General features: G+C 60.2%; 21 protein-coding genes. 10 read left to right on the top strand and 11 right to left on the bottom strand.

Annotated features, from left to right (window positions below):
* Nucleotides 1-8: 8 nt before the first annotated feature.
* The 9 genes from O3303_RS08530 to hppD all read right to left on the bottom strand — a co-directional run bounded on the left by O3303_RS08530 (nucleotide 9) and on the right by hppD (nucleotide 13438).
* Nucleotides 9-3137, bottom strand: a complete 3129-nt coding sequence (locus O3303_RS08530; protein WP_269561636.1) for a SusC/RagA family TonB-linked outer membrane protein — start codon at nucleotides 3135-3137, stop codon at nucleotides 9-11.
* Nucleotides 3138-3336: 199 nt separating this feature from the next.
* Nucleotides 3337-3480, bottom strand: a complete 144-nt coding sequence (locus O3303_RS08525; RefSeq protein ID WP_269561635.1) for a hypothetical protein — start codon at nucleotides 3478-3480, stop codon at nucleotides 3337-3339.
* A 219-nt stretch (nucleotides 3481-3699) separates the two neighbouring features.
* Nucleotides 3700-5742: a 7TM diverse intracellular signaling domain-containing protein gene (locus tag O3303_RS08520; RefSeq protein WP_269561634.1), complete on the bottom strand. Its 2043-nt coding sequence runs from the start codon at nucleotides 5740-5742 to the stop codon at nucleotides 3700-3702.
* A gap of 76 nt (nucleotides 5743-5818) precedes the next feature.
* Nucleotides 5819-7678 (bottom strand): cellulase family glycosylhydrolase, encoded by a 1860-nt coding sequence (locus O3303_RS08515; RefSeq protein WP_269561633.1) that lies wholly within the window; start codon nucleotides 7676-7678, stop codon nucleotides 5819-5821.
* A gap of 463 nt (nucleotides 7679-8141) precedes the next feature.
* Nucleotides 8142-9878, bottom strand: coding sequence for a phospho-sugar mutase (locus O3303_RS08510; RefSeq protein ID WP_269561632.1), 1737 nt, complete (start codon nucleotides 9876-9878; stop codon nucleotides 8142-8144).
* A gap of 231 nt (nucleotides 9879-10109) precedes the next feature.
* Nucleotides 10110-10622: an anthrone oxygenase family protein gene (locus O3303_RS08505; protein WP_269561631.1), complete on the bottom strand. Its 513-nt coding sequence runs from the start codon at nucleotides 10620-10622 to the stop codon at nucleotides 10110-10112.
* Between the two features lie 17 nt (nucleotides 10623-10639).
* Nucleotides 10640-11269 carry an NAD(P)-dependent oxidoreductase gene (locus O3303_RS08500; protein WP_269561630.1) on the bottom strand — a complete coding sequence of 210 codons (630 nt, stop codon included), beginning with the start codon at nucleotides 11267-11269 and terminating at the stop codon, nucleotides 10640-10642.
* Between the two features lie 66 nt (nucleotides 11270-11335).
* Entirely contained in the window at nucleotides 11336-12142 is an 807-nt protein-coding gene (locus O3303_RS08495) for a helix-turn-helix domain-containing protein (RefSeq protein ID WP_269561629.1), read from the bottom strand.
* Between the two features lie 162 nt (nucleotides 12143-12304).
* Complete coding sequence (gene hppD, locus O3303_RS08490; protein WP_269561628.1) at nucleotides 12305-13438, bottom strand: 4-hydroxyphenylpyruvate dioxygenase; 1134 nt, start codon at nucleotides 13436-13438, stop codon at nucleotides 12305-12307.
* Nucleotides 13439-13715: 277 nt separating this feature from the next.
* Between hppD and O3303_RS08485 the strand changes: the two genes are divergently transcribed.
* The 4 genes from O3303_RS08485 to O3303_RS08470 all read left to right on the top strand — a co-directional run bounded on the left by O3303_RS08485 (nucleotide 13716) and on the right by O3303_RS08470 (nucleotide 16184).
* Nucleotides 13716-14105, top strand: coding sequence for a hypothetical protein (locus O3303_RS08485; RefSeq protein ID WP_269561627.1), 390 nt, complete (start codon nucleotides 13716-13718; stop codon nucleotides 14103-14105).
* A gap of 147 nt (nucleotides 14106-14252) precedes the next feature.
* Nucleotides 14253-14597, top strand: coding sequence for a DUF952 domain-containing protein (locus tag O3303_RS08480; protein WP_269561626.1), 345 nt, complete (start codon nucleotides 14253-14255; stop codon nucleotides 14595-14597).
* Between the two features lie 49 nt (nucleotides 14598-14646).
* Nucleotides 14647-15306: a hypothetical protein gene (locus tag O3303_RS08475; RefSeq protein WP_269561625.1), complete on the top strand. Its 660-nt coding sequence runs from the start codon at nucleotides 14647-14649 to the stop codon at nucleotides 15304-15306.
* A gap of 53 nt (nucleotides 15307-15359) precedes the next feature.
* A complete protein-coding gene (locus O3303_RS08470; protein ID WP_269561624.1) occupies nucleotides 15360-16184 on the top strand; it encodes a hypothetical protein in 825 nt (274 codons plus the stop codon).
* A gap of 142 nt (nucleotides 16185-16326) precedes the next feature.
* Here the strand turns inward: O3303_RS08470 and O3303_RS08465 are convergent, their stop codons facing one another.
* Both O3303_RS08465 and O3303_RS08460 read right to left on the bottom strand, forming a co-directional pair.
* Nucleotides 16327-18246 (bottom strand): ABC-F family ATP-binding cassette domain-containing protein, encoded by a 1920-nt coding sequence (locus O3303_RS08465; RefSeq protein ID WP_269561623.1) that lies wholly within the window; start codon nucleotides 18244-18246, stop codon nucleotides 16327-16329.
* 139 nt (nucleotides 18247-18385) lie between these two features.
* On the bottom strand, nucleotides 18386-18619 hold the full coding sequence (locus tag O3303_RS08460) for a hypothetical protein (protein WP_269561622.1): 234 nt from the start codon (nucleotides 18617-18619) through the stop codon (nucleotides 18386-18388).
* Nucleotides 18620-18726: 107 nt separating this feature from the next.
* Here O3303_RS08460 and murI point away from each other — a divergent pair, with 107 nt between their 5' ends.
* From murI to O3303_RS08430, 6 genes are all read left to right on the top strand, one after another.
* Nucleotides 18727-19548, top strand: coding sequence for a glutamate racemase (gene murI, locus O3303_RS08455; protein ID WP_269561621.1), 822 nt, complete (start codon nucleotides 18727-18729; stop codon nucleotides 19546-19548).
* 72 nt (nucleotides 19549-19620) lie between these two features.
* Nucleotides 19621-20307, top strand: coding sequence for a Cj0371 family chemotaxis-regulating polar lipoprotein (locus O3303_RS08450; protein WP_269561620.1), 687 nt, complete (start codon nucleotides 19621-19623; stop codon nucleotides 20305-20307).
* A gap of 142 nt (nucleotides 20308-20449) precedes the next feature.
* Entirely contained in the window at nucleotides 20450-21610 is a 1161-nt protein-coding gene (locus tag O3303_RS08445; RefSeq protein ID WP_269561619.1) for a glutathionylspermidine synthase family protein, read from the top strand.
* 353 nt (nucleotides 21611-21963) lie between these two features.
* Nucleotides 21964-22590, top strand: coding sequence for a CsgE family curli-type amyloid fiber assembly protein (locus tag O3303_RS08440; RefSeq protein WP_269561618.1), 627 nt, complete (start codon nucleotides 21964-21966; stop codon nucleotides 22588-22590).
* A gap of 37 nt (nucleotides 22591-22627) precedes the next feature.
* Nucleotides 22628-23059 (top strand): curli production assembly/transport component CsgF, encoded by a 432-nt coding sequence (locus tag O3303_RS08435; RefSeq protein WP_269561617.1) that lies wholly within the window; start codon nucleotides 22628-22630, stop codon nucleotides 23057-23059.
* Between the two features lie 52 nt (nucleotides 23060-23111).
* Nucleotides 23112-24506 carry a CsgG/HfaB family protein gene (locus O3303_RS08430; RefSeq protein WP_269561616.1) on the top strand — a complete coding sequence of 465 codons (1395 nt, stop codon included), beginning with the start codon at nucleotides 23112-23114 and terminating at the stop codon, nucleotides 24504-24506.
* Nucleotides 24507-24704 lie beyond the last annotated feature (198 nt).

Genomic DNA, 24704 nt, shown 5'->3' with positions numbered 1-24704 from the left:
AGGAAAGGTTAGAACCCGATGTTGAGGCCGCCCATGAACACGCGGGCCTGCGGATACACGCCCAGGTCGATGCCGCTGGGGCTTACTTCGGGGTCGTAGCCGGTGTATTTGGTGAGCGTGGCCAAGTTCTGGGCCGTCACGTAGAAGCGTACCTGCGTGGCCGAAATGCGGCTTAGCAGGCTCTGGGGCAACGTATAGCCGAACGTCAGGTTTTTGAGGCGCACGTAGGAGCCGTCTTCCACGAAGTGCGACGATACGCGCAGGTTGCTGTTCGGGTCACCGTCGATGGCGCGGGGCACGTCGTTGCTGGTGCCGGCGCCGGTCCAGCGATTCAGCACGCGGGTGGTGCCGTTGTTGGCGCCGTACAAGGCGCTTTCCGTAATGAAGCGGTTGATGTTGTACACATCATTGCCCTGCACACCCTGGATAAAGAAGCTCAGGTCGAAGCCTTTGAAGCCCAGCGTGTTGGTGATGCCATACGTGAAATCGGGGTTCGGATTGCCGATAAACGTCCGGTCACCGGCGGCCGTAATAACTCCGTCGCCGTTCAGATCCTTGAAGCGAATGTCGCCGGGAGCCGTGCCCGTTTCCTGCGTAGGTGCCGACGTTACCTCGTCGGGCGTCTGGAACAGGCCGTCGGCCACGAAGCCGTAGAACGAGCCGAACGCCTGATTAACGTCGTAGCGCACCACAGCGCTGTTGCTCAGGAAGTTGGGGCCGTTGTATGGCACGCCCAAGCCCAGCGACTCCAGCTCCGTTTTGTAGGCCGACACGTTCAGCAGGGTAGTCCAGCTGAAGCCCTGCCCGCTGCCCTGCACGTTGCGCGAGGTGAACGAGAAGTCGACGCCCCGGTTGTAAGCAGAAGCCGCGTTGGTATTCACCGACTCAAACGTACCCGAAACCAACGACGGCGGCACCGGCGCAATCAGGTTGGGCGAGTTGCGGTTGTAGAGGTCGAGGCTGGCCTCGAAACGGTTTTCGAGGAAGCCCACATCTACCCCGATGTTCGTCTGGTTGTTGGTTTCCCAGCGCAGGTCGGAGTTGGCCAGGCGGGTAGGAGCGGCGCCCGTGTTGATGGTGCCATCGGGCCCGAACGGATAGATGGAGCCGAAGTTGATGGTGTACAGCGAGGCGAAGCGGCCGGCGTTCAGGGGGTTACCCACTTTGCCGTAGCCGGCCCGCAGCTTCAGGTTGCTGATGGTGCTGTTGCCGTCGAGGAACGCTTCCTCGGAAATGCGCCAGCCCACCGATACGCCGGGGAAAAAGCCGAACTTCTCGCCGGGCGGGAATACTGAGGATCCGTCGTAGCGGGCCACGGCCGAAAACAGGTACTTGCCGGCAAACTCGTAGTTCAGACGGCCGAAGTAGCTGGCCAGACGCTGAGGCGGGTTGATGATACCCTCATTGCTCAGCTGCGTGTTAATGGGACCGGCGTTGATTACCTGCAGGTCGTTGCGCAGATAGCCCTGGCGGTTAGCCACTACGTTGCTGAAGTTAAACTCCTGCGCCGACTGGCCCAGCAGCGCCGTTACCTGGTGCTTGTCGGCGAACAGGTGGTCGTAGGTGGCCGTGTTTTCAATCAGGTACGTGGGGGCGTAGCTGGATCTGGCTTCGGCGCTGGCCGTGGCGTAGCGCTGGGTGAAACCGGGCAGCTCGGGGCCTTTGGGCGTAAACCGGTTGAAGTTATCGAAGACGAAGTCGACGCCGACGTTGGTGCGGAAGCGCAGGCCCTGCACTGGCTCCAGCTCCGCGAAGAACGTGGTCAGGGCCCGGTTGCGCGTGAACTTCTGGTTGTTGATCAGGGCGCTGGCCAGCGGGTTTTCCTCGATGAAGTTATCGGCCCCCGAACTGGGCTGGTACCAGTAGCCATCGGGCCGGTAGGGCTGCACAGTGGCCGGAATACGCAGCATCTGCTGCACCGTGCCATACTCGCCGCTGTTGGTCGTTACCTGCCGGTCTTCCAGGTGCGTGAGTTGGATGTTGTTGCCCAGTTTCAGCATTTTTCCGACCTGCACATCGCCGTTGGCCCGCAGCGTAAACCGCTCGAAGTTGGTGCCGATGATGATGCCGTCCTGCTGGAAATACGTGGCCGACACGGCGTAGCGGGCTTTTTCGCTGCCGCCGGTGGCCGAGAGGGAGTAGTTCTGAATCTGGGCCCGGCGGAACACCAGGTCCTGCCAGTCGGTGCCTTCGCCCAGCGAAGCCGGGTCGCGCAGCTTGTCCACCACGATGGGCAGGCCTTTGGCCAGGCGGCTTTCGTTGTTGATGACGGCGTACTCCGAAGCGCTGAGCAGGTCCAAGCGGCGCGCTACGGTCTGTACCCCGCGGTATACGTCGAGGTTGACGTTGGTGCGGCCGGCTTTGCCGCGCTTGGTAGTGATGATGACCACGCCGTTGGCGGCGCGCACCCCGTAGATGGCCGTAGCCGAAGCATCCTTCAGAATGTCAATCGACTCAATGTCGTTGGGGCTGATGGCGTTGAGTTGGTTGTCGCCGCCGTCGGGCAGCGGGAAGCCGTCCACCACGTACAGCGGGTTGTTGTTGCCGGCCGACGTGATACCGCGCACCCGTACCGACGTACCGGAGGCCCCACCGGGCGCTCCGCCGTTCGACACCACCGTAACGCCGGACACCTTGCCCTGGATGGCCTGCGTGGCATCGGCCACCGGCTGGCGCACGATTTCCGCGGCTCCTACCGACGAAATGGCGCCCGTCACGCTGCCGCGCTCCTGGGTGCCGTAGCCGACTACTACCACTTCGCTCAGCGCCTTGGCGTCGTCCACCAGCACCACGTTCAGGGAAGGGTTGGCACCGCTGATGCGGACTTCCTGGCGCGTAAAGCCGATAGAGCTGATAATCAGGGTGCTGCCCTCGGGTACCGACAGCGAGAAGTTGCCGTTTACATCCGTGCTGGTCCCGATGGTGGTTCCTTGCACGATAATCGTCACGCCGGGCAGGCCGTCGCCGTTGCGCTGGGTAATGCGTCCCGAAACCGGAACATCGGCCACGAAGGCCAGGCGTGCTTCGGCCACAACGCCAGCTTCAGCAGCCAGCGGCGCCGCCAGACTCAGCAGCCCATAGGCCGCCAGCGGCACCACGCGCCGGAATCCCAGATACGAGTATTGATTGCGGTTCATGTGTGGGAATTGGGGAAGAGTGTGGGAATTTGAAAACGACAGCCGAAGTGCCCTGGTGGGCAGGCCGGGCAGTCGTACAGGAAAACTGGGTTGGCTCCCGCATGTGAGTGGAAACTCACTGAGCACGGCTGGCACCAAGGCCGGCCATCTGCGAGGGGAGAATAGGGAGGCGCGGCCTGCTTCAGCAGGAGCAGGCCACTTAGCGCTGACCGTGCGCGGGCCAGGGCAGGCGCACCGGTGAGGCGCGGGCGTGGGACGACGGTAGGAGCTCGTGAGCCGTGGCGTGCACGAGTGGGTCTTCACTCACCCGGGACGGGCGGGAAAGGTTCAGGTAGTGGGTCATAAGGGCGGGGGGATAATCAAAGGTACCCGCACTTATGCCTGAAAATCAAGTGGTAAACCCCGCCTAGAATAGCAGGAAGGCCGATTTGCGCTTATGTCGCACGCAAAAGTGTACGCTTACAGCACCCACTTTCGAAGAGCATTTCGGCCCCATTCCTTCCAATTGCTATATTATACCAAGGGGAGCTAACGGGTAAAAAACAAGCAAAAAAAAAGGGCCTCAGCCCACTTTTTTTTGCTTGTTTTTTGGTTTGCCTGATTCACGCTCCAATCCTTGGCCTGGCTCGTCTGCAACGGCCAATTCTTCTTCGGCTGTGTCGTCAGGCTCCGTGCCGGTATCGTCCAGCAGCAGGCGGGTCCAGCCATCCTCACCGGCAAGGCCAGTGGGCTGCCGGCGCATGGCTTCCAGCACTTTCTGGCTGAAGCTCCAGCAGGTTGCCCGGCGCAGATCGAGCACTCTGGACAGCTCCTGAGCCGAGTAGCTGCCGTTGTGGGTGTGCAACAAAAACACCGCATAAAATGCCTTCACAATCGAGAACTTACACTTTTGCAGCAGCGTGTAGGCCGTGGCCGATTCTACGTAGCGGCAGCGGGTGCAGCGGCGCGAAAGGGCCTCGCGGCCTTCGCAGTAATTGTCGTGGCCGCACTTGCGGCAGTGGTAGCCGTGGGCCCACTTCAGGTCGGCGAGGTAGGTGAGGCAGGCTTCCTTGTCGGGGTAGATCTGGCTGAACTCGCCGAAGTCCACTTCCTGCGAGAGCACGCGCGCGGTCTGGGCTTTCTGCAGGTCGCGCTGCAGATCGGTGTTCAGCTTCTCAATGGCGGCCGACTGCAGGGCCAGCAGGCCGTTGGCCTGCACCAGGTCGCGGTTTTGGGAGGCAATGGTTTCACCCTGGCGCTGCAGCTCGGCGGTGCGCTGCGCCACCAGGTTTTCCAGCTCCGAGTTCAACTGGTCTTTCAGGTCTTCATTCTGTCGCAGTTGCTCCACAAGCTTGTGCTGCACGTCGTGCTTTTTGCGCAGCTGTTTCACGAGGCGGTGCTGGGCTTTGAGCGTGGCGTGCTGAATGGCGCGGATTTTCTCTCCCAGCGCGTAGGACAGCACCACCACTTCCACCACGAAAGCCGCATTCATGCTGTACACCGTGTAGGTATTGGTGAAGGTATGAATGCCGAGCTTGCGCAAAATCAAAAACAATACGCTGATGGCGACCAGCGAGTGGGCCAGAAGCACGAAGCGGGCGGGCAGAAAACCCCGCTGCCACACACGGAGTGCCGCGAAGAACAGCATGCCGTAGGGTAGCAGATACAGGCCCATGCCCATGCCGGTTTTCCACCAGATGCCGTCGAGCAGCAGAGCGGCCACGCTCAGCAGCACCACGGCCCGCAGCCACTGGTCGTAGCGCGGCAGGCGCTGAGGCGTATCCAGAAACTGGCGGGCGTAATAGCCGAATGTGAGCAGCAACAGTGGGGGAGAAGCAATTTCCACTATTCGGTTCAGCCACGGATGGCTGGGCCACAGGTACTGGAAGCCCAGGCCATCCTCGGACAGGAATACCAGGCTGCAGCTGAGCACGTACAGCACGTAGCGCAGATAGGTTTGCTCGCCGGTGAAGCAAAACAGGCAGAAGTTGTAGATAATCATGATGAGCAGCATGCCATAGAAGGCACCCAGCAGCCCATATTCCAGCTGGAAGTGTTCGGCAATGCCCTGCTCCGTTCGCACCTTCGATAAGAAGCTGGTGCGGGAGTTGGATTGTAGCCGCAGGTAGTAGGTGTGGGGCTGGCTATCGGCTACCGGCAGTTGCAGCAGGTAGTTTTTGTAGCGGAAGGGCCGGGTGGTGAAGGGACGGTCGGCGCCGGTATGGATGCGGCCCTGCTCAGTAGTGGTCTGTGGGAAAAAAAAGATGTCGTTGAGGTGAGAGTCGAACAACTCGAGGTACCAATGCTGAGGCTGGGGGCCTGCTGCCCGCACCGTCAGGCGTAGCCAGTAGGCCGAGCCGGGGTGTTCCATGTTCGTGGCCACCTGCGCCCCCGATATGAACTGCCCGGCGTACCGGGGCTGCTGCACGTCGCGCAGCGTAAGCGTGCCGGATGGGTCTTCCAGGACACTATAATTGAAGGGATTAACGAATATCTCCGGCTGCCCGGCATCGAGTGGGAGCGGGCGTTCGGTTTGCCCAGCAGCAGGCTGAGAAGCAGCTGCCGCGTACGTTCCCAAGGCCAGCAGCAGGGCCAGCAGCCAACACAGGTGCCGGTAGGGGGACAAAGTAAAACGAGGGGAAAAATGGGCGGGGGTAGGCATGGGAATCTCTAAGTTAAAGAAACTCCCGTATTCGTGGGGCTCAGCGAGGGCCGACCAGGGGCACAAATTGTAGCCAGCTCACCACGGCACCGGGTTGCTCCACGGAAAGCTTCACCGTGTGCGTACCAGCCGAAAGTTGCACGTTGCCGGCGGGCAACGTCTGCCAACTGCTACCACCAGGCACGGTTATGGTTCCAACAGCCTGCTGGCCATCTAGTTTAATACGTAATTGGGCGGTGGTTGCGGCCGGGTTTTGTAAGCGCAGCTGCACAGCGAAGGAAGTGGTTTGGGGTACAGTCACGGTGTAGCTCAGCCACTCGCCGGCTTCCATGTGGCTCACCGCAAAACCCTTGGAGGCAGCATCCGTCACGGCTTCAATGTCCACGCCGTCGTTGCGGTAGGCCTCGCCGGAGTTGTGGGGGGCGTGGTTGCGGTAGTCGGTGCGGGTGGCGTAAGTGTCGGAGTAGGCGTGGCCCAGGCGGCCCAGGTCGTAGTCGGCGGCCTGAATGGTGCCGGGCAGCGGGTGCGGTACGAAGGCAGCGGGGACAGCAGTTGGCTTGGTAAGGGCAGCCACCACATCGGTATTTACGGTGCAATTCCTGAACTCACTGTTGCGCAGCAGCGCCGCGCGGCCGGCTTCTGTGAGCACACTTCCGTAGCGGGCCACGTTCAGCAGGCTGGTGCGGCCGTCCACCCGCTTGAACGTCCAGTGGCACCACCCGATGTTCTGCCGGTTCAGCTCCTGCACGGCGGCGGCAAACCATTCGTTGGAGTTTTCGCCGGTTTCGCCCACCCACACCGGCACCTGCCACTGGTTGCGGAAGGCCGCCAGGTTGCGGATAAGGTTGATTTGTAACGGATTGGGGTCGCCGGCCTCGGCTTCATTCGGGCACCAGTAGCGGTGCGCGTTGTACATGAGGTTGGCTTTGTGCGGCGTGCGCAGCTTGTCGGGCGTGAGGTTGGTGTACTCGTTGCCGTAGCCGTTGCCTTCCAGCAGCACCACGTGCTGGTCGTTCTGGTCACGCACCACGTCAATCAGGCGGCTGTAGAGCGCGCTGAGCTCGGAGTTGTCGCCGGCCAGGCCGTTGGCGGTGGTCATGCCGTTGGGCTCGTTGATGAAGTCGTAGAGCGCCACGCGCGCATCGTTTTTGTAGCGCTTTGAAATCTGCTGCCAGAGCCGCACGGTCAGATCCTGGTAGATCAGGCGGCCTTGAGCGTCGCGGCGCTTCCACAAGTCCAGCGGCACCAGGCAGTCGCTGATGTTGCGGTCGGCGCCCTGGCCGCCGGGCGCGGCGTGCAGGTCCAGCACCACGTAGAGGTTGTTGGCGGCGCACCAGCGCAGCACGTCATCAATCAGCCGGAAGCCTTCCAGGTTTTTCGTGTCCGTAAACAGCTGATTCTGGTCGTACCAGGTGCTGAGCGACTGCACGTAGGCCTCAATGTTGCGCGGGTTCTGCAGGGCGCGGGTACGGGCGCGGCGCTGGGCAGTGGTCAGAAACAGGTCGTAATGAAACGGCAGACGCACGCAGTTGAAGCCCTGCCGGGCAACGAAGTCGATATCGGCTTTGGTAACGAACCCGGCCCGGTAGCGGCGGTAGAAGTCCTCCACGTCGGCCTCGGGCATGCTGCGCAGCATGGCCTGCTGAATGCGCCACTGCGCGTTCAACGAATCGGTTCGAAGAATGTAGCTTTCCTGCAGCAGCCAGCCGCCCACATTGATGCCACGCAGCACGACGGGCTGGTTTTTGGCATCCAATAGGGCGGTGCCCTGGGTATGCAGCATGCTCAGGGGCTGGGCCATGGCAGTTTGCGTCAGCAGCTCGCTGCCCAGCAGCAGCAGCAGTAGCAAACAGCGTATCAGCTGCCCGCTGCACCGGCGGTCCTTCAGTAAATAACGCATATATAAGGAGCGGCATGAGCAGCAAGCCAGCGAGAAACAGGACGGGGAAACCCCGTCCTGTTTGCCTCACTTTCTCACTCAAAATAACGAGGCCGCCAGCGCAGGCAGCCATGATGCCGAAAGGAGGGAAGCCAGCCAGCCAGTGGCCATATGACTCCGGAACCCATTGGGGCTACACCCAAATCTAGCGGCAGTCAACAGCAAATACAAGCCGACAAAATGGCCTGGGAAGCTGCAAACGGCTGTTTTGCCAGTGTGCTGTACGCTTATTGCACACGCCGCGGCATAGGTTTCAGCGCCTGATCCGCTAGGGTGGCTGCTTGACCCGGCAGCGGTATTCGCTAAAAAACAACGCGGATTTTTCCGGTGGTCAGTAATATTCTGTGGTCGGCCGGTTTCCTGCCAACAAAAAGCCCCGACTACGGGCGTAGTCGGGGCCGGCTTGCCAAGAAGTGGCTGAAGCTTACTTCAGCTGCATGTCTTCGATGATGGCCTGAATTTTCTCCTGGGCCTGGCGTTCGGCCAGTTCGAAATCGACGTGCGACTTGAGCGGATGCCGCACGCTGAAGTAGAACTTGATTTTTGGCTCGGTGCCCGAAGGACGGGCCGAAATCTTGCTGCCGTCTTCCAGGATGAACTGCAATACGTTGCTGCTTTCCAGGCCGGTGGGCGTTTCCAGGTTGGTGCGCAAGTCCCGGATGAGGCCGGTTTTGTAGTCGCGCAGCTCTACCACGGGCTGGCCGGCAATGGTGGCGGGCGGCGTGGCGCGCAGGCCGGCCATCATTTCCTGAATTTCCTCGGCGCCGCGCTGGCCTTTTTTGGTGAGCGAAATCAAGTGCTCTTTATACAGGCCGTACTGGGCGTACATGCGCGTCATCTCCTCGTAGAGCGAGTGGCCGTTGTCTTTGGCCACGGCGGCCATTTCGGCCAGCAGGGCGCAGGCCGATACGGCGTCCTTATCGCGCACGAAGTTGCCGAGCATGTAGCCGTAGCTTTCCTCGCCGCCACCCACGTAGTTGGCCTCGCCTTCCAACTCCCGGATCAGGCCGGCTATGTACTTGAAGCCGGTGAGCGTCTGGTAGCTCTGCACGTCGTAGGAGCGGGCAATGTCGCCGAGTACTTCGCTGGTCACGATAGTGTACACAATGAAGTCCTTGTCGGTTTTTTTGCCGGCCTGCTGCCGCGCCGACAGCACGTAATAGGTCAGCAGGGCGGCCGTCTGGTTGCCGTTCACCAGCACCCATTCGCCGCGCGTGTTCTTCACCGCAATGCCCACCCGGTCGGCATCGGGGTCGGTGGCCAGCACGATGTCGGCGTCGAGGGCTTTGGCCTGGTCGAGGGCCATCTGCATAGCTACCTGCTCCTCGGGGTTGGGCGACAGCACCGTGGGGAAGTTGCCGTCGGGGGTGGCTTGGGCTTCTACCACCGATACGTTGGTGAAGCCCAGCTGCGCCAGCGCCTGCGGCACCAGCGTGATGCCGGTGCCATGAATCGGCGTGAATACGATTTTCAGGTCGTGCTGACGCTGGATGGCGGCGGGGTTGATGCTCAGTTCCTTCACCTTAGCCAGGTAGGCGGCATCCACCTCGGCCCCGATGCTGTGAATGCGCGTGGTATCGGCTTGGAATTTCACTTCTTCCACGCCCTGGATGGCTTCCACTTCCCGGATAATGTTCTTGTCGTGCGGGGCTACCACCTGGGCGCCATCTTTCCAGTACACCTTGAAGCCGTTGTACTCCTTGGGGTTGTGCGAAGCCGTGATAACGCAGCCGCTCTGGCAGCCCAGGTGCCGGATCGTGAACGACAGCTCCGGCGTGGGCCGCAGCGCCTCAAACAGGTACACCGTAATGCCATTGGCCGAGAAAATGCCCGCCACCAGCTCGGCAAAGGCGCGGCTGTTGTTGCGCGAGTCGTGGGCCACGGCCACTTTGATTTCCTGCCCTGCAAACTGCTGGAGCAGGTAGTTGCTCAACCCCTGGGTGGCCATGCCCAGCGTGTAGCGGTTCATGCGGTTGGAGCCCGCGCCCATAATACCCCGCAGGCCGCCGGTGCCAAATTCCAGGTTGCGGTAGAAAGCATCCGACAGGAAATCGTCCTGGTTATCAGTCTGCAGCTGCCGAATTTCCGTCTGAGTATCGGCGTCGTAGTGTGGGGTGAGCCAAGTGCTGATGCGTTGCTGAATTTCGGGGGTGAGGGCCATATCGGTACTAAAATGGAAAGGAGACAAGAGGAGAACGGGCGGTAAAGAAAACAGGTTTTCGTGGGAAACGGGAGTGGCCCTGCAAAACACCTAGAAAGCGTTGCAGGGCCACAGATTGTTAGCCGATATATATTTGGGAGTGGGGACGAGCCGTAACAGGCAGTAGCTGGGAATAGGAGGAAACCGCAGCCCATGGTTTTCTCCATTAGCCAAAACTTCGGGATACGAAGACTACGACGCCTGGTGAAGGAGAGCAGGCTTTGGGACCAGGCAAGCCGCAATAGCGAGAGTTAACGCTATAGTGCTGGCAACAGTGCGCACCGTATGCCAACGGTTCCAAGGCCGGGCGAAGTGCATCCGGGCGTCAGCTGCCTGGCTATCAGAGGCCGTGTGCAGCGGGAAGGCCGCAAGCTGTTCATTTAGCGGAATGTTAGCCAGTATCGTCACGCCAAAACTGCCCGCCAGATAAACGGCTGAAGCTACCGCTAAGAAGCGAAACTGCCGCACCCCGACACGCCGGTAGGCTAGCGCTGCTGCCGGAAGCAACAGCGGCGCCCCAAAAAAGCTGAGCCCGAACACCGGATTCTGAATGATGAGGTTGATATTCTGCATAGCAGCGATATATGAGGCATCTGGCAGGCGCGCAAAAGCAGGGTTTATTGCCACGGAAAAGCCGTAGAATAAGCCGGCTATCAGGCCCGTAGTGCCCGTAGCTGCCCCAAGAATGATGGAATTAGTCTGCATCAGCTCCTAAATAAGGGTTAGTAAGAAAGACACGGCGTTTGGCGCAGGTACTTTGTTTCGTGCAGCTGCTGGAGCATGAAATCCGCCACATCGGCGCGGGAGATGCTGATTTTCAGGCCCCGTTCTGTGGCCGGGAAGCCGTGCCGGTAGTGGCCGGTGCGGGCGCCGTTAGTGAGCGTGGCTGGCCGGGCAATAGTCCACTCGACGGGGCTTTGCCGGATGTACTGCTCCTGCAGCTCCGAATCGGCAAAGGCGTGGCGCAGCAGCAGCGGCACAAGGAGGTACTTGTAGGAGAAGGGCAACAGAGCTTTGCTGTCGCCGATGCCCATGGTGGTCAGGCAGATGAAGCGGCGCACGCCGGTGGCCTCCATGGCCTGCAGAATATTGCGGGTGCCGGCCGAGCGCAAATCGTCTTTCTGTCGGGCTGGGGCCCCTAGCGCCGACAGCACGGCGTCTTGCCCGGCCATGGCAGCCAGCACTGCCGGATAGGAAAGTACGTCGCCCTGCACGACGCGTAGGTTGGGGTGCTGGGTGGCTACCTTGGCCGATGAGCGGGCAAAGGCCGTGACGGTATGGCCCGCGGCAAGGGCCTGTACTACCAGCTGGCGGCCTGTGCCGCCGGTGGCGCCGAAGATGAGGAGTTGCATAGTGCTTGGTTTTTTTTACCAAAGCACGCGGTTCTACTCCCCTCTGAATAGAACAAAACCGACACCTTACGCCAACTCCGAAAAGTTTTCCAGGGCGTCGCGGGTTTGCCGGCGGTATTGCTGGGGCGAAATGCCGGTGAACTCCCTGAAGGTGCGGATATAGTGCGACTGGTCGGCGTAGTCGTGTTCAAATGCCAGGTCGGACAGCTTCTCGTAGTGGGCCGCGCGCAACTGGGCCAGGCTGGCCTGAAAGCGGCAGATGCGGGAGAATAGCTTGGGCGAAACGCCTACGTGGTACTTGAACCGGCGCTGCAGGCTTCGCTCCGAAAGCTGCATCTGCTGCCGCAGCTGCGGCAAGGAAACAGTGCCCTGCGAACCCAGAATACAAGCCAGCGCCTGCTGCACCCCGGCATCGGGCGGGTGGTGGGCTGTGCGGAGCCGGGCCAGCAGATGCGCCGCCAGCAGGTTGGTTTGCGCAGTGGGCGAGGAGCTTCCCAGCAATTGCTGGCACAGGGAACGGTGGGTGGTGGGCAGCAGATCGGCGTCCAGGCACGTGTCAGTCAGTTCGTCGGCCCGCACATCAAACAGGGCCGGCACGGCGCTGGGGTGGAAGCAGGCGCCCACCATCCGGAAGGGGCCGGGGGCGTGCACGGTGCTGGGCTTGGTGGCCTGGCCGTAGAGCAGCAGCGTGGGCCAGGGTTTATTGGTTTCGTCGCGGATGCTGCCGGGCGCGGCTTGCTGAAACACCAGGCCGGGGCAACCGTCGGCAATTGTGCGCAGCAGGTTGGGCCCGGTGCCGGGGGCATCCAGCGCCCATAAAAACCGGACGTGGGTTTGAAGCTGTTTGGGTGGAGCAAACTGATGAAACTGCATAGCCAGCCAGGGAAAAATAAGCCACAAGCGCCTCAGGCATTCCGGCGCCATCTTCGGCACCTGGCCCTTACCGCCATCAGAAAGTTCGGGATAAAGAGCCGCATAAAAAAGACCGGCCCGCCCCACAGGGCTGGCCGGTCTATGTCGTAGCAACAAGGCTGGCTACAGGTTGCCGCGCAGCGCCTGCTCGCGCTCAATGGCTTCAAACAGGGCCTTGAAGTTGCCTTTGCCGAAGCTCTTGGCGCCTTTGCGCTGGATGATTTCGAAGAACACGGTCGGGCGGTCTTCTACGGGCTTGGTGAAAATCTGGAGCAGGTAGCCTTCCTCGTCGCGGTCTACCAGCAAGTTCAAGTTGCGGATACTGTCGAGGTCTTCGTCGATGTGGCCGACGCGGTCCAGCAGGTCGTCGTAGTAGGTGGCAGGCACCTGCAGAAACTCCACGCCACGGCGGCGCAACTCCGTTACGGTCGTGCGGATATCGTTGGTGATGAGGGCCATGTGCTGCACGCCGGGCGAGTGGTAGAAGTCGAGGTATTCCTCAATCTGGCTTTTCTTCTTGCCTTCGGCGGGCTCGTTGATCGGGAATTTCACGAAGCCGTTGCCGTTGCTGACCACCTTGCTCATCAACGCCGAATACTCGGTGCTGATGTCGTCGTCGTCGAAGGTTATCAGCAGCTTAAAGCCCATCACGTCTTCGTAGAACTTCACCCACTGGTTCATCTCGCCCCAGCCCACGTTGCCCACGCAGTGGTCTACCACCTGCAGGCCCACGGGCGCACCCTGGGGCACGCCGCTGGTTTTGGCCACGAAGCCCGGCAGAAACGGCCCGGTATAGTTGCTGCGCTCCACAAACGTGTGCACCGTTTCGCCATAGGTATAGATGCCGGCCATGGTCACGGAGCCGTGCTCGTCCTCGATGGTGTAGGGCTCAAACGCCACTTTGGCGCCGCGCTTGGTGGTTTCCTCGAAGGATTTGCGGGCGTCGTCCACCCACAGCGCCATCACCTTCACACCGTCGCCGTGCTGGGCCACGTGCCGCGTGATGTCGGAGTCGGGCAGCAGGGACGTGGTGAGGACGAAGCGGATTTTATTCTGTTGCAACACGTAGCTGGCCCGGTCGCGCACGCCGGTTTCGGGGCCCGAGTAGGCCACCAGCTCGAAGCCGAAAGCGGCTTGGTAGTAGTAGGCCGACTGCTTGGCATTGCCGACGTAGAACTCCAGATAGTCGGTACCGTTGAGGGGCAGAAAGTCGTGGGCAGGGTGGGCCTGTACTTCGGGCGAGGTCATCGTTTGCATGGGCAGGAAGGGTTGGGTGGGATGCGTGGGTAAAAATACGTTTTTGAGGGAAATGATTCTGTGGTAGCCAACGCCCATTGCGGAGGCCGGGGTTCCGGCGGGGCGTTGTAAGCGGCCGGAAGTGGTTGGCCCCCACCCGCCGGCAGGGCCGGTAGCGCTACATTTGGGGGAAGACGGAATAGCTGCTTTCTTCGTAAAATTGAGGCGGGAGCAGGAACCGCGCACGAAACTGCCGAATACTCTCCACCTTTGCAGCATAACCCTACGCCTTACCCCTATGAATCTGGAAGAGCTGAACCGCACCCTCGTTACGCTGATCGAGAAAAAGCAGGCCCTGCACGACATGGCGTATGACGATGCCCGCTACGACGACGTGGAAGAGGAATTGCACGATCTGGAAGACGACTTCAACGAAGAATACGGTACCTACCTCGAAGCCGCCCTGGACAAGGTCCACACCGACCTCAGCTCCGATACCGACGTGCTGCTGCCCACCGCCTACCTGCCCTCCAGCACCGGCGGCACCCCCTCACCCAAGGAAGGCGTGTGGGTGGACTCGGAAAAATATCCCGGTAAAGAAGCCCGTATCACGCTCATCCCCAACCCTACGCGCATCATGCTCACGGTGGGCAAAGCCGTGCAGCAGGAGCTTTGGAAGGCCAGCTAATGGGCTGATTTTTGGTGGGCTGATGCATTCAGGGCATCTTCTCCATCATTGAATACAAAAGGCTCGTGCTTCAGCATGAGCCTTTTTTTTTGCTGCGATATTAATCTGCCGGCCACTCATCACCCACCAAAAAACCAGCACTTCACTATGCTCTACCGAATTGCCGAACCCGCCGACTGGCAGCATGCCCAGCAAACCGGCTCTTTCGCCAGCCCCGACCTGATGCTGGAAGGATTCATTCACTGCTCGGAGCTACATCAGGTGCTGGAAACGGCCCGCCGCTACTATGCCCACCGCTCCGACCTGTGGCTGCTGGAGCTGGATGAAGAGGCAATGGCAGCGGCCGGCTTGCGCATAGAACGGGAGTGGGTGGAGAGCCGGCAGCAGCATTTTGCCCACGTTTTCGGGCCCATCCCGCTGGCGGTGGTGCGGCGGGTGTGGCAGTTTGGCACAAATGCTGCGGGAGAAGCTGCGCTGCCCACCGATCTGTAGAATAAGGCCCGGTAGCAGCGGTTTTTTCTCGGTACTATCCTTTCATCTTATGCTAACAACCCGACTCTATCTGGCGGCCGCGGCTTCGCTGCTGGTGGCCTGCACCCCCACCGCCTATCTGGCCCTGAAACCCAACCAGGGCAGCGGCACCTGGAAAGATGGCCACGAGCGGTCCGTAGTGCGGCAGGACAGCCTGCAGGTGAGTCTGGGGTTTGTGCGCTATGAAGGCAACGCGCTGGTTTTCGACCTCGACATTCAAAACCAGTCAGAGCGGGCGGTGCTGGTGGCCCCGGAGCAGTTCAGCTACACGCCCGTAGCCACCACGCTGCACCAGGGCCAGGAGTATATGCCTTACTTTCCGGGCGCGGTGAAGGCCATCAACCCCGAGCAGAAGCTCGATGGCCTGGTGGCCGCCGTGGTCTACAATGTGCGTGAATCGCAGCGGGCCCTGGTGCTGGCGTCGCCGGAATACGGGCAGCTGCACCGGCTGGAGCACAGCTCGGCCGCGCTGCAGGCCCAGACCCAGAAGCAGGACGTGGAAGCCCGCCTGCTGCGCAAAAATACGCTGCTGCCGGGCCAGGGCATCCGGGGCTACGTGTACTTCCCGCGCACCGACGAGGCCGATATTCTGCGGCTTTCTCTGCCTTTGCGGGCGCAGCCGCTGGCACTCAGCTACAGCCAGCTGCGCAGCCGCCAGCCAGCCTACTAGCCAGCCGTTCCTGCGGTTTATCTTCTCCTGGCTTATCCCAACCTTTCTATTTTATGCGTCTTTCTACGCTACTGGCCGCTTCGGCCGTGTTGCTCACCGGTTGCAGCTCCTCGGCCTTTCTGGCCATGCAGCCCGTGCAGTCCAGTGGGCCCGGCGCAAACGGCCACCCCACCAGCCGCCTCTACCACCCCGACAGCGTGGAGGTGAAGCTCGGCTTCCTGCGCTACGATAAAAAGGAGCTGGTATTCGAGGTCGAAATCGGGAACGATGCGCGCCGGCCGGTGGAAATTCTGCCGGAAACGTTCTACTACGTGCCCGACTATGCGCCAACCGATACGGCCACCACGGCCCAAACGGCCGACTCTGCAGTGGCCGCTGCCCCGGTTGCCCCGGCGCTGCCACTCACCCGCATCATGGCCCTCAATCCCGAGGCTACGCTGCAGCAGCTCACGGCCCGCCTCAACAAGGAAGCTTCCAAGGCAGAAAGTGGCAGCTGGCTGGAAATCCTGAGCAGTGCGGCGAATATCACTGAGGATATTGCCTCCATCAAAAAGACCGAAACGCCCGCGCAGATTGCCGAGCGCGACCAGCGCCACGCCGACGACGAAGCCTACTTTGCCGAGCAGCGCGAAACCCACGCCCAGCAGGCCGACGAGCTCAGCGGCCGCCGGCAGCACCTGGAAGCCGTGATTCTGCGCAAAACGGTGCTCCAATCCAATGAATACGTGGTGGGCCAGGTGCATTTCCCGCGTACCGATGCCGCCCGCCGGCTGCGGCTGGTGCTGTTCATCAACGCCCGCCCGGTGGTGTTCGATTTCACCCAAAGGCCGGGGACGTACTCCACCGCTTCGGCCACCAGCACCGCTGCTGGGTATTAAGGTTATTGGGGCAAGCTCTGCAGGACGAAAAATCGATTTTCGATTCCTAAACTTCTGCTCAACCTGCCAATGCTAAAACCGCAACGGCCCTTCCTGACAGGTTCAGGAAGGGCCGTTGCGGTTTGTAGGCGATGGGTGGCGGCTAGATGAATTCGGCCAGCTCCAGCCACCGCTCGCCTTTGGCGTCGAGGTCGGCGTCGGTGCGCTTGAGCTGCGCGGCCCAGTCGGCCAGCTCGGTGTGGGAGCCGGAGCCGGCGTTGAGCTTCTCAATCAGTTGCTGCTTGGTGGTTTCGAGCTGCGCCAGTTCCTTTTCCAAGGCTTCGTACTCCTTTTTCTCGGCGAAGCTGGCCTTGCGCTTCGGTGGGGCAGGGGCTGCTACGGGCGCTGGGGCGGGGGCCGCTACGGCAGTTTTGGCCGCGGCACGGGCTGCTTTAGCGGCTTTTTCTTCGGCTTCCAGGGTCGCTTCGGTTTCGCGCTCGGCCAGGTACTCGCGGTAGTCGGTGTAGTTGCCGGGGAAGTTGAGGACAGCACCGCCGGGTTCCAGCACAAACAGGTGCTCGGCCAGCTGGTCGAGGAAGTACCGGTCGTGGCTGACGATAAGCAGGCACCCGCTGAAGTGCAGCAGGAAGTCTTCGAGGATGTTGAGCGTGCCCAGGTCCAGGTCGTTGGTGGGCTCGTCAAGAATCAGGAAGTTGGGGTTCTTGATGAGCACGCGCAGCAGCTGCAGCCGGCGCTTTTCGCCCCCGCTCAGCTTATTGACCAGCGTGTACTGCTGGGCCGGCGGAAACAGGAACAAGCTCAGGAACTGGCTGGCCGTCAGTACGTCGCCGTTGGCCAGCTCCACCACTTCGGCCACTTCCTTCACAATGTCAATCACGCGCTGGCTGGGGTCGAATTCCAGCTCGGTCTGGGTGTAGTAGCCGAACACAGTGGTCTGGCCCACCTCAATAGTGCCGGAATCGGGTGCCAGCTTGCCCGTAAGCATGTTCAGCAGCGTGGATTTGCCCGCGCCGTTGGGGCCCACGAGGCCTATCCGGTCTTTCTTTTTGAAGACGTAGCTGAAATCGTCGAGCACCACATTGTCGCCGAACTTCTTGTTCAGGTGGCTGGCTTCGATGATTTTGCCGCCCTGGCGGGTGGTTTTCACGCTCAGCTCCACCTGCGTCTTGCTCAGGTTGGTGCTGGCTTTTTCCTTCGTGATGTAGAAGGCGTCGATGCGGGCCTTTTGCTTGGTGCCGCGGGCCTGGGGCATGCGCCGCATCCAGTCCAGCTCTTTCTTGAACAGCTGGCGGGCCTTCTCCACTTCCACGGTTTCCCGCATTTCGCGGTCGGCCTTTTTCTCCACGAAATAGGCGTAGTTGCCCTGGTAGCGGTACATCTGGCCCTTATCGAGCTCCACAATTTCGTTGGCTACGCTGTCGAGGAAGTAACGGTCGTGGGTCACCATGAGCAGCGTCAGGCTCGGCGACGACAGGCGGTTTTCCAGCCACTCGATGGTGGCCAGGTCCAGATGGTTGGTTGGTTCGTCAAGCAGCAGCACGTCGGGCTCCTCAATGAGCACGCGGGCCAACGCCACGCGCTTGCGCTGCCCGCCCGAGAGCATGCTGATATTGCGGTTAAGCAGCTCGCCCAGAATGCCCAGCCGGCTCAGAATCTGCTGCACCTGCGCCTCGTAGTCCCAGGCATTCAGCGCATCCATGCGCTCCAGCACCCGCTGCAGGTCGTCGGACTTGTGGTCGGGGTCGTTCACGACGTGCTCGTACTCCTTGATGGCCTTGAGCGTGTCGTTCTGGCTGGCGAAGATGGTTTCTTCTACCGTCAGGCTCTCATCGAACACCGGCTGCTGGCCCAGATACGTTACCCGGATGCCCTTGCGGGTGCTCACCAGGCCGGTATCGGGCTGCTCGAGGCCGGCCAGGATGCGCATGAGCGTGGTTTTGCCGGTGCCGTTGATGCCCACAAAGGCCACGCGCTGGCCCTGCAGCAAGCCAAAATTCAGGTCCCGGAAAAGCCACCGGTCGGCATAGTTCTTCGAAAGGTTCTCAGCGGAAAGCAGATTCATGCCGCAAAGGTAGCCTTTGCAGAAGTGAGTACCGAGTATTGAGTAGTTAGTAGTGAGACTTCGCCGGTCAATTATTGAATGAAGCCTCAATACTCGGTACTCAGTACTTAATACTCACTACTCAGTATTCACTTCTGCATTATATCACCAGTACCCGGTCTACGTGCAGGTCGTCGCGCAGAATTTCCAGGCCCCGGTAGGCCAGCGGGCGGCCGGTGTTGTGGGTCAGCTCGCCGCCGTCGGCGTGCAGGTGGGCTACGTCCAGGATGAGCTGCGTGTATTTTCGCTCGCCCAGCTCGATGGCCACGGGGCGGCCGCGGGAAGAATCGAAGGCCACCAGGGCCCGGTCAATTTCAGCCAGAATAGTGCTCATACGCAGGGGCAGAAGGGCGGTACGAAGTCGGAAGATAGGAAATTGGCAGTAGTGTGAAAGCTGCCCGCCGCAACAGTTTGCCCGCTTCCTCGTTACTTGCCGCCGATATGAACCCAGACCTTTCCAGCCGTCCCATCGGCGTATTCGACAGCGGCATCGGGGGGCTCACCGTGGCCCGGGCGGTGGCCCACGCGCTGCCCCACGAGCGGCTGATTTATTTCGGTGACACCGCCCACCTGCCCTACGGCGACAAAAGCACGGCTGCCATCCAGGCTTACAGCGTCAAAATATGCGACTTACTGCTCAGGCAGCAGTGCAAAGTCATTCTCATTGCCTGCAACTCGGCTTCGGCGGCGGCCTACGAGCTGGTGCGCGAATACGTGGGCTCCAAGGCGCGGGTGCTCAACGTCATCGACCCCATTGTGGCCCACGTGGGGCAGGCCTACGCCGGCCGTACCGTGGGCCTGATTGGCACCAAGCAAACGGTGAACAGCAACGTGTACCGCAAAAAGATTGACGAGCTGGATGCCGCAGTGCAGCTGCAGAGCCTAGCCACGCCGCTGCTGGCCCCGATGATTGAGGAAGGGTTCTTCGACAACAGCATCGCCGGCAACATCATCGAAAGCTACCTGACCAACCCCGCCCTGGACGGGATAGAGGCGCTGGTGCTGGCCTGCACGCACTATCCGCTCATCAAAAAACAGATTATGGACTTCTACCAGGGCCGCACGGCGGTTCTTGATGCGTCCGACGTGGTGGCGGCGCACGTGCAGCGCTACCTGCAGGAGCACCAGTTGGCCGCGCAGCCCGGTAGTGCGTCCCCCGTGCACCACTTCTACGTTTCCGATTTCACTCGGTCGTTTGAGGAAAGCACGCGTATATTTTTCGGGCAGGAAGTGCATCTGGAGCACTATCCGCTGTGGGAGTAGCGGCTCTACGCAACTCTTCTGCTCCTGCGTCGCTTTCTCCCTCATAACACCTTCTTTCTTTTTGCCTTTCTCATGAACAAGCCTTATTACCGCCTCGGCGACTTGCGCCGCAACGTGCTGCTGATGGCTGCTGCTACCAGCCTGGGGCTCCTGCTGCCGGCCTGTTCCGGCGGTAGCTCCGAAAACGAAACTGCGGCCACCCAAGAAGACTGGGGCGGCGGCGAGTCCTATTCTGAAGGCGTCGTCACGGAGATGACTGAAGTGAAGCCGGGCGAATGGAAAATTACGGCTGAGCGCCCTGCCGGCAAGGAAGAAGTAGCGGCAGTGCTCAAGCACTTCGATGGCAAAGTAGACACCCTGCAGGGCCAGGCCCTGCAGCGCCAGATGCAGGAGTACAGCCGCGTGAACCCCGAAAACCGCGCTGGTGGCACCGGCATGATGGATATTCTCATGTGGGGCGGCATTGGCTACATGGCCGGGCGCTTCCTCACCCCGAATGTAGGGGCGTATGCCAACCCTGGCATCGTGCAGCAGAACAACGGCTGGCGGGGCCGGGTGGCGCAACAGCGCGACCAGGGCCGAGGCTTTTTTGGGCGGGGCTTTTCGGGCAGTCGCACCAACAACGGCGTGCAGCCCAGCACCAGCGTGGTGCGCAGCACCGGTTTCGGCAGCCGCAGCAGTGTGCGCAGCACCGCGCCCAGCAGTAGCCGTAGTTCCGGCTTTGGCAGCCGAAGCAGCAGCCGCGGTTTTGGCGGCTAAGGCAATTTCTTGAGCCAGTATCGGCCAGGCTGATGCCCGAAGCAGGTATCGGTCTGTGCGGCTTTCTGCAAGCTGCCGGCCTCTGCATGGTCCATTCCCTCAAACCTATTGAGCCTTTATTCTGATGCCGAGTATTTCGCTTTTGCCGCTTTCCGGTGATGTAACGCCTGCCGTGCGCGGCTTAGGTTGGGATTGGGTGGTGGAAGAAGACTGCCAGAACTACGTGGCCCGCGAAGCCGTGCAGCTCCCCGAAGCCGACGCTGACGCGCTGCTGCAAGCCGCCGATACGCTCTACGAGCTGCTGGTACAATCCATTCCCGACCCCATTCCCGATACGCTGCTGCAGCTGCTGGCCGTTCCGGAGCTGCTCTGGCCCGCTGTGCGCCACTCCTGGAACGACGACCGGCACTGGCACCTCTACGGCCGCTTCGACCTGGCCCAGACGCCCGAAGGTCCCAAGCTGCTCGAATTCAACGCCGACACCGCCACCAGCATCCCCGAAACGGCCGTGGTGCAGTGGGCCAGCCTGGTAGCTGCCGGCCAAGCCGACGATGACCGGCAGGCCAACGGCCTGTTCGAAGGCCTGCAGGCCCAGCTAACCGAGTGGCTGCAGCGCAACCCCGACCTGCCGCCTGCCCTGCTGCTCGTGCACCTGCCCGACAGCGCCGAGGATGCCGCCAACTGCGCCGTGGTGGCCGAGGCGGCTTCGGAGGCCGGCTTCGAGCACGTGCACATCTGCTCCGTCGATGCCATGCAGGTATCAGTAGCAGGGGAGGAGCGGGGCGTGTGGGCCGAGCAGGCTCCGGAGCAATGGCAGCAGTACGGGTTTCTGTTCAAGCTGGTGCCCTGGGAAATTCTGGCTGCCGAAGAGCCCGAGCTGACTGCCGATTTGTTGCAGCTGCTCCAGAGCCGCGACCTTATCATTGCCAACCCGGCCTACACGATGCTTTTCCAGAGCAAAGGCATTCTGGCGTGGCTCTGGCAATGCTTCCCCCAGCACCCGCTGCTTCTGGAAGCGTCTCTGTATGAGCTGCCCGGCCACAGTGTGCGCAAGCCGCTGCTGGGCCGCGAGGGCCAGAACGTCACGGAACTGAATGCCGGCCAGCCCGGGCAGGGCGTAGAAGGCGAGTTTGCCGGGCAGACGCAGGTCTTTCAGCGCTTCGCCCAACTCCCGCAGGATGACCGGCAGCGTTTCTACCAGGCCGGGGTGTTCTGGGCCGGCAGCGGCTGCGCCATTGGCTTCCGCCGGGCCGCCGGCTTCATCACCAACCTGTCGGAGTTTGTGCCGCACGTAGTGGGGTAGGCGCCTGCAAGCTTGCCGCTTACATACACAAGGCCCGCCTTTACAAAAGTAAAGGCGGGCCTTGTGCGTAGGGATTCGGCCATGGTGCCTGATTGACAGGGTATTAAAGTCTGCGCCCCGACTAATTTTTAATTATTTCAATTATTGATAGATTAAAATCGTGAAAAATCATTGTATTATTTCGTTTAATATTTACATTCATGCCGCAAAACTGCTCTACCCATCTAGCTCAGTTAAAACCGAGGTTTTAGCATCCTGACCCGTTCTGCCTATACAATGAGCGTATTGGGCACCTAGCAAAATCAGTCTAGCGAAAAACGAGCATTTATAATCCATCTAGTTTCACTCAACTCATGCTACGCCAATTCTCCTTACCGGCATCGGTGCTCCGGGTTACGCGTAAGCAGCAGCGGCTTCATCAACTAGTTAGCATCTTTTTTTGTATCTGGCTGGTGTTGCTAGTGTGCCCGGCGCTGGCCCAGAACGAGCGACGGATTCCGGTGCGGGAAGGTAGTAATGCTCAGAAAACGCCCGAAGTACCTGCGAAAGAATCGCATGCATCACCATTGCCGGCCAAGAAGCTGGAAGAGGCCCTGCGTATGTTGTTGCAGGCCGACTCCTCCCAGACGCAACGTCGCCAAACTGCCGGAATAGAATCACAAGGCCTGGTTGTCGACCAGACAATATCCAAGATTGGTCGTGACTTCTATAGCGTGTTCTATACCACCTTCGAAGCCCCACCAGGCGTCAACGAATACAACATCACCATCACGGAACTGCCGGCTCGTGGAAACAGTGCTTTGGTGTCGCTTGCCGTGAATGATGAGACGCTACTCGAAATACCCTTGCAGCCTAAGTACGACCTGATAGAAGAAGCTGCCATCCAAGCCGTAGGGTTGGCCAGCGACTATCTGGTGGAAGCCCAGCGCGTGAGTAATCAATTGGAGCGCGGCGAACTAAAGGGCCGAGAAACCTACTGACAACTTTCCATTTCTTGCTTCACTACTCCCACTCCCTATGAAAACTCTTTTTACTCTATGCACTGCCCTGCTGCTTATGCTCGCTGGTAGTCAGGCTCATGCGCAGGACTTCGTTTATGAGCCCAAAAACCCGTCTTTCGGCGGGGGGAACAGTTTCAACTACCAATGGCTGCTCAGTTCTGCTACCTCGCAGAACACCATAGAAGAGCCCGCTCGCGACACCGGCACTGGCGTCAATGCCAACGATCCGCTTAATGGCTTTGCTGAAAACCTTAATCGACAGATTTTGAGTCAGCTGACCAATCGGTTTATCACGTCGCAGTTCGGCTCGGGGCCGGTGCGGGAAGGTAGCTATACGGTAGGTACCTATCAGATTGAAGTGACACCCGGTGCCAACGGAGTAGTTATCCAGATTACCGACTCCAGCACCGGCAACCAGACCACCGTCACTATTCCCAATATCCCTTAGCCACTCGCACGGCCATCAACTTATTTTCTCTCTGTCACTGCCTCACCTCCCCATGCGTACCATCGCCACCTGGAAAGTATACCTAGCCATCACGCTGCTCCTGGCAACCGGTGCCTGCGCGCCCTACTTCCACCAGCCGCTCACCACCGAGCCCGCGCGTTTGGGGGCCGAAGTTATCCGGCCCCGTGCAATCCAGAATATGCCGCAGCCCCGCGAAAAGGCGGTAGTGGCCGTGTATAAGTTCCGTGACCAGACCGGGCAATACAAGCCTACCGCGAATGGGTCAAGCTTTTCGACGGCCATCACGCAGGGCGCTACTACCATTTTGATAAAGGCGCTGGAAGAGTCCAGCTGGTTTGAGCCTATTGAGCGCGAAAACCTGGGCAATTTGCTAAACGAGCGCAAAATCATCCGTTCGACTCGGGCTGAATATAGCGAGCAGACCGGGCAGCGACAGTCGCCATTGCCGCCGCTGCTGTTTGCGGGAGTGCTGCTGGAGGGCGGTATTATCTCCTACGATGCCAACATGCTGACCGGCGGTGCCGGCCTGCGCTATTTTGGTGCCGGGGCCTCGGGCCAGTACCGCCAAGACCGTGTTACGGTGTATCTGCGGGCCATCAGTACGTCCAATGGGCGAGTGCTTAAAACGGTATACGTCAGCAAAACTATTCTTTCGCAGCAGGTAGATGCCAGCTTGTTCCGGTTTGTGAATTTCAAGCGGCTGCTGGAAACCGAAACCGGCTTCACCTACAACGAGCCCAGCGAAATGGCGGTGAAGGAGGCTATTGAGAAATCAGTGGAAGCCCTCATCTTCGAGGGCCTGCGCGACCGGCTGTGGGCGCCTAAAAACGTGGAAGATCTGCAGGGGCCGGCCATGACCGCCTACTTCCAGGAGAAAGAGCATAACGCTTCCATTGACGTGCTGGGCCGCGAACTAACGGAGCGGCGCAGTCGCTTTGGGGTGGGACTTTCGGCATCGCTGCAGCAGTATTCCGGCGATTTCGCCAGCCCTCGTAATGATCCGGAAGGAACTGCCACGCTTCGCTACCAGTGGGGAACAGGCTTCTTGAGCTCTTTTGCGAACGTAGGCTGGGGCCAGTTGTCGGCCCGGCGCTACTTCAGCCAGGACTTCAGCTATGCCGAAGCGGGCCTGATGATGCGCTTGCTGCCGCAAGACCGGTTTACGCCCTATGCCATGGCGGGTGCGGGCGCTACGCTGCGTAACCAGCCAGCAGCCAGCGGCAGCCGGCGGGTGCTGCCACATACCTTGCTGGGCATAGGAGGTGAGTACCTGCTCTCGCAGCGTATTGGCCTGAACGCTAGTGTTGAAAACCGCTACTACCTGAGCGACGACCTCGATTATATGGACTACGGCAAGTATAATGACTATGTCTGGGCGGCCCGTCTGGGCTTTACTTACTACTTAGGTAGCCGCCGTGCAAAATAATGCTTAGCCCTTTTAACCAGTCAAACGGCTGATTAAAAGGGTTTTGCTTTTTATATAACTTTGTGAATAAAAATTTGAATAAAAAACTTGGTTACGAACTTGTATTATGAAAAAAGTGCTTTATATTTGAATTGTCTATCCGGAAGAGACAATTAAAAAGAAGTAAAACAAAATTTTAATCCTCCCCCACAGTCCCCC

Source organism: Hymenobacter canadensis (assembly GCF_027359925.1).
Taxonomy (GTDB): Bacteria; Bacteroidota; Bacteroidia; order Cytophagales; family Hymenobacteraceae; genus Hymenobacter; species Hymenobacter canadensis.
Note: the sequence above shows the minus strand (reverse complement) of the source record. Positions and strands in the feature narration are given on the sequence as shown.

What these genes read in the sequence shown, in the direction of transcription:
- O3303_RS08470 (WP_269561624.1), top strand. Translation starts at nt 15,360, where the DNA reads ATGCGTCTTTCTACGCTACTGGCCGCTTCGGCCGTGTTGCTCACCGGT.
- O3303_RS08500 (WP_269561630.1), bottom strand. Translation starts at nt 11,269, where the DNA reads ATGCAACTCCTCATCTTCGGCGCCACCGGCGGCACAGGCCGCCAGCTG.
- O3303_RS08495 (WP_269561629.1), bottom strand. Translation starts at nt 12,142, where the DNA reads ATGCAGTTTCATCAGTTTGCTCCACCCAAACAGCTTCAAACCCACGTC.
- O3303_RS08510 (WP_269561632.1), bottom strand. Translation starts at nt 9,878, where the DNA reads ATGGCCCTCACCCCCGAAATTCAGCAACGCATCAGCACTTGGCTCACC.
- O3303_RS08450 (WP_269561620.1), top strand. Translation starts at nt 19,621, where the DNA reads ATGAACAAGCCTTATTACCGCCTCGGCGACTTGCGCCGCAACGTGCTG.
- murI (WP_269561621.1), top strand. Translation starts at nt 18,727, where the DNA reads ATGAACCCAGACCTTTCCAGCCGTCCCATCGGCGTATTCGACAGCGGC.
- O3303_RS08460 (WP_269561622.1), bottom strand. Translation starts at nt 18,619, where the DNA reads ATGAGCACTATTCTGGCTGAAATTGACCGGGCCCTGGTGGCCTTCGAT.
- O3303_RS08485 (WP_269561627.1), top strand. Translation starts at nt 13,716, where the DNA reads ATGAATCTGGAAGAGCTGAACCGCACCCTCGTTACGCTGATCGAGAAA.
- O3303_RS08430 (WP_269561616.1), top strand. Translation starts at nt 23,112, where the DNA reads ATGCGTACCATCGCCACCTGGAAAGTATACCTAGCCATCACGCTGCTC.
- O3303_RS08480 (WP_269561626.1), top strand. Translation starts at nt 14,253, where the DNA reads ATGCTCTACCGAATTGCCGAACCCGCCGACTGGCAGCATGCCCAGCAA.
- O3303_RS08440 (WP_269561618.1), top strand. Translation starts at nt 21,964, where the DNA reads ATGCTACGCCAATTCTCCTTACCGGCATCGGTGCTCCGGGTTACGCGT.
- O3303_RS08465 (WP_269561623.1), bottom strand. Translation starts at nt 18,246, where the DNA reads ATGAATCTGCTTTCCGCTGAGAACCTTTCGAAGAACTATGCCGACCGG.
- O3303_RS08505 (WP_269561631.1), bottom strand. Translation starts at nt 10,622, where the DNA reads ATGCAGACTAATTCCATCATTCTTGGGGCAGCTACGGGCACTACGGGC.
- O3303_RS08530 (WP_269561636.1), bottom strand. Translation starts at nt 3,137, where the DNA reads ATGAACCGCAATCAATACTCGTATCTGGGATTCCGGCGCGTGGTGCCG.
- O3303_RS08525 (WP_269561635.1), bottom strand. Translation starts at nt 3,480, where the DNA reads ATGACCCACTACCTGAACCTTTCCCGCCCGTCCCGGGTGAGTGAAGAC.
- O3303_RS08435 (WP_269561617.1), top strand. Translation starts at nt 22,628, where the DNA reads ATGAAAACTCTTTTTACTCTATGCACTGCCCTGCTGCTTATGCTCGCT.
- O3303_RS08515 (WP_269561633.1), bottom strand. Translation starts at nt 7,678, where the DNA reads ATGCGTTATTTACTGAAGGACCGCCGGTGCAGCGGGCAGCTGATACGC.
- hppD (WP_269561628.1), bottom strand. Translation starts at nt 13,438, where the DNA reads ATGCAAACGATGACCTCGCCCGAAGTACAGGCCCACCCTGCCCACGAC.
- O3303_RS08475 (WP_269561625.1), top strand. Translation starts at nt 14,647, where the DNA reads ATGCTAACAACCCGACTCTATCTGGCGGCCGCGGCTTCGCTGCTGGTG.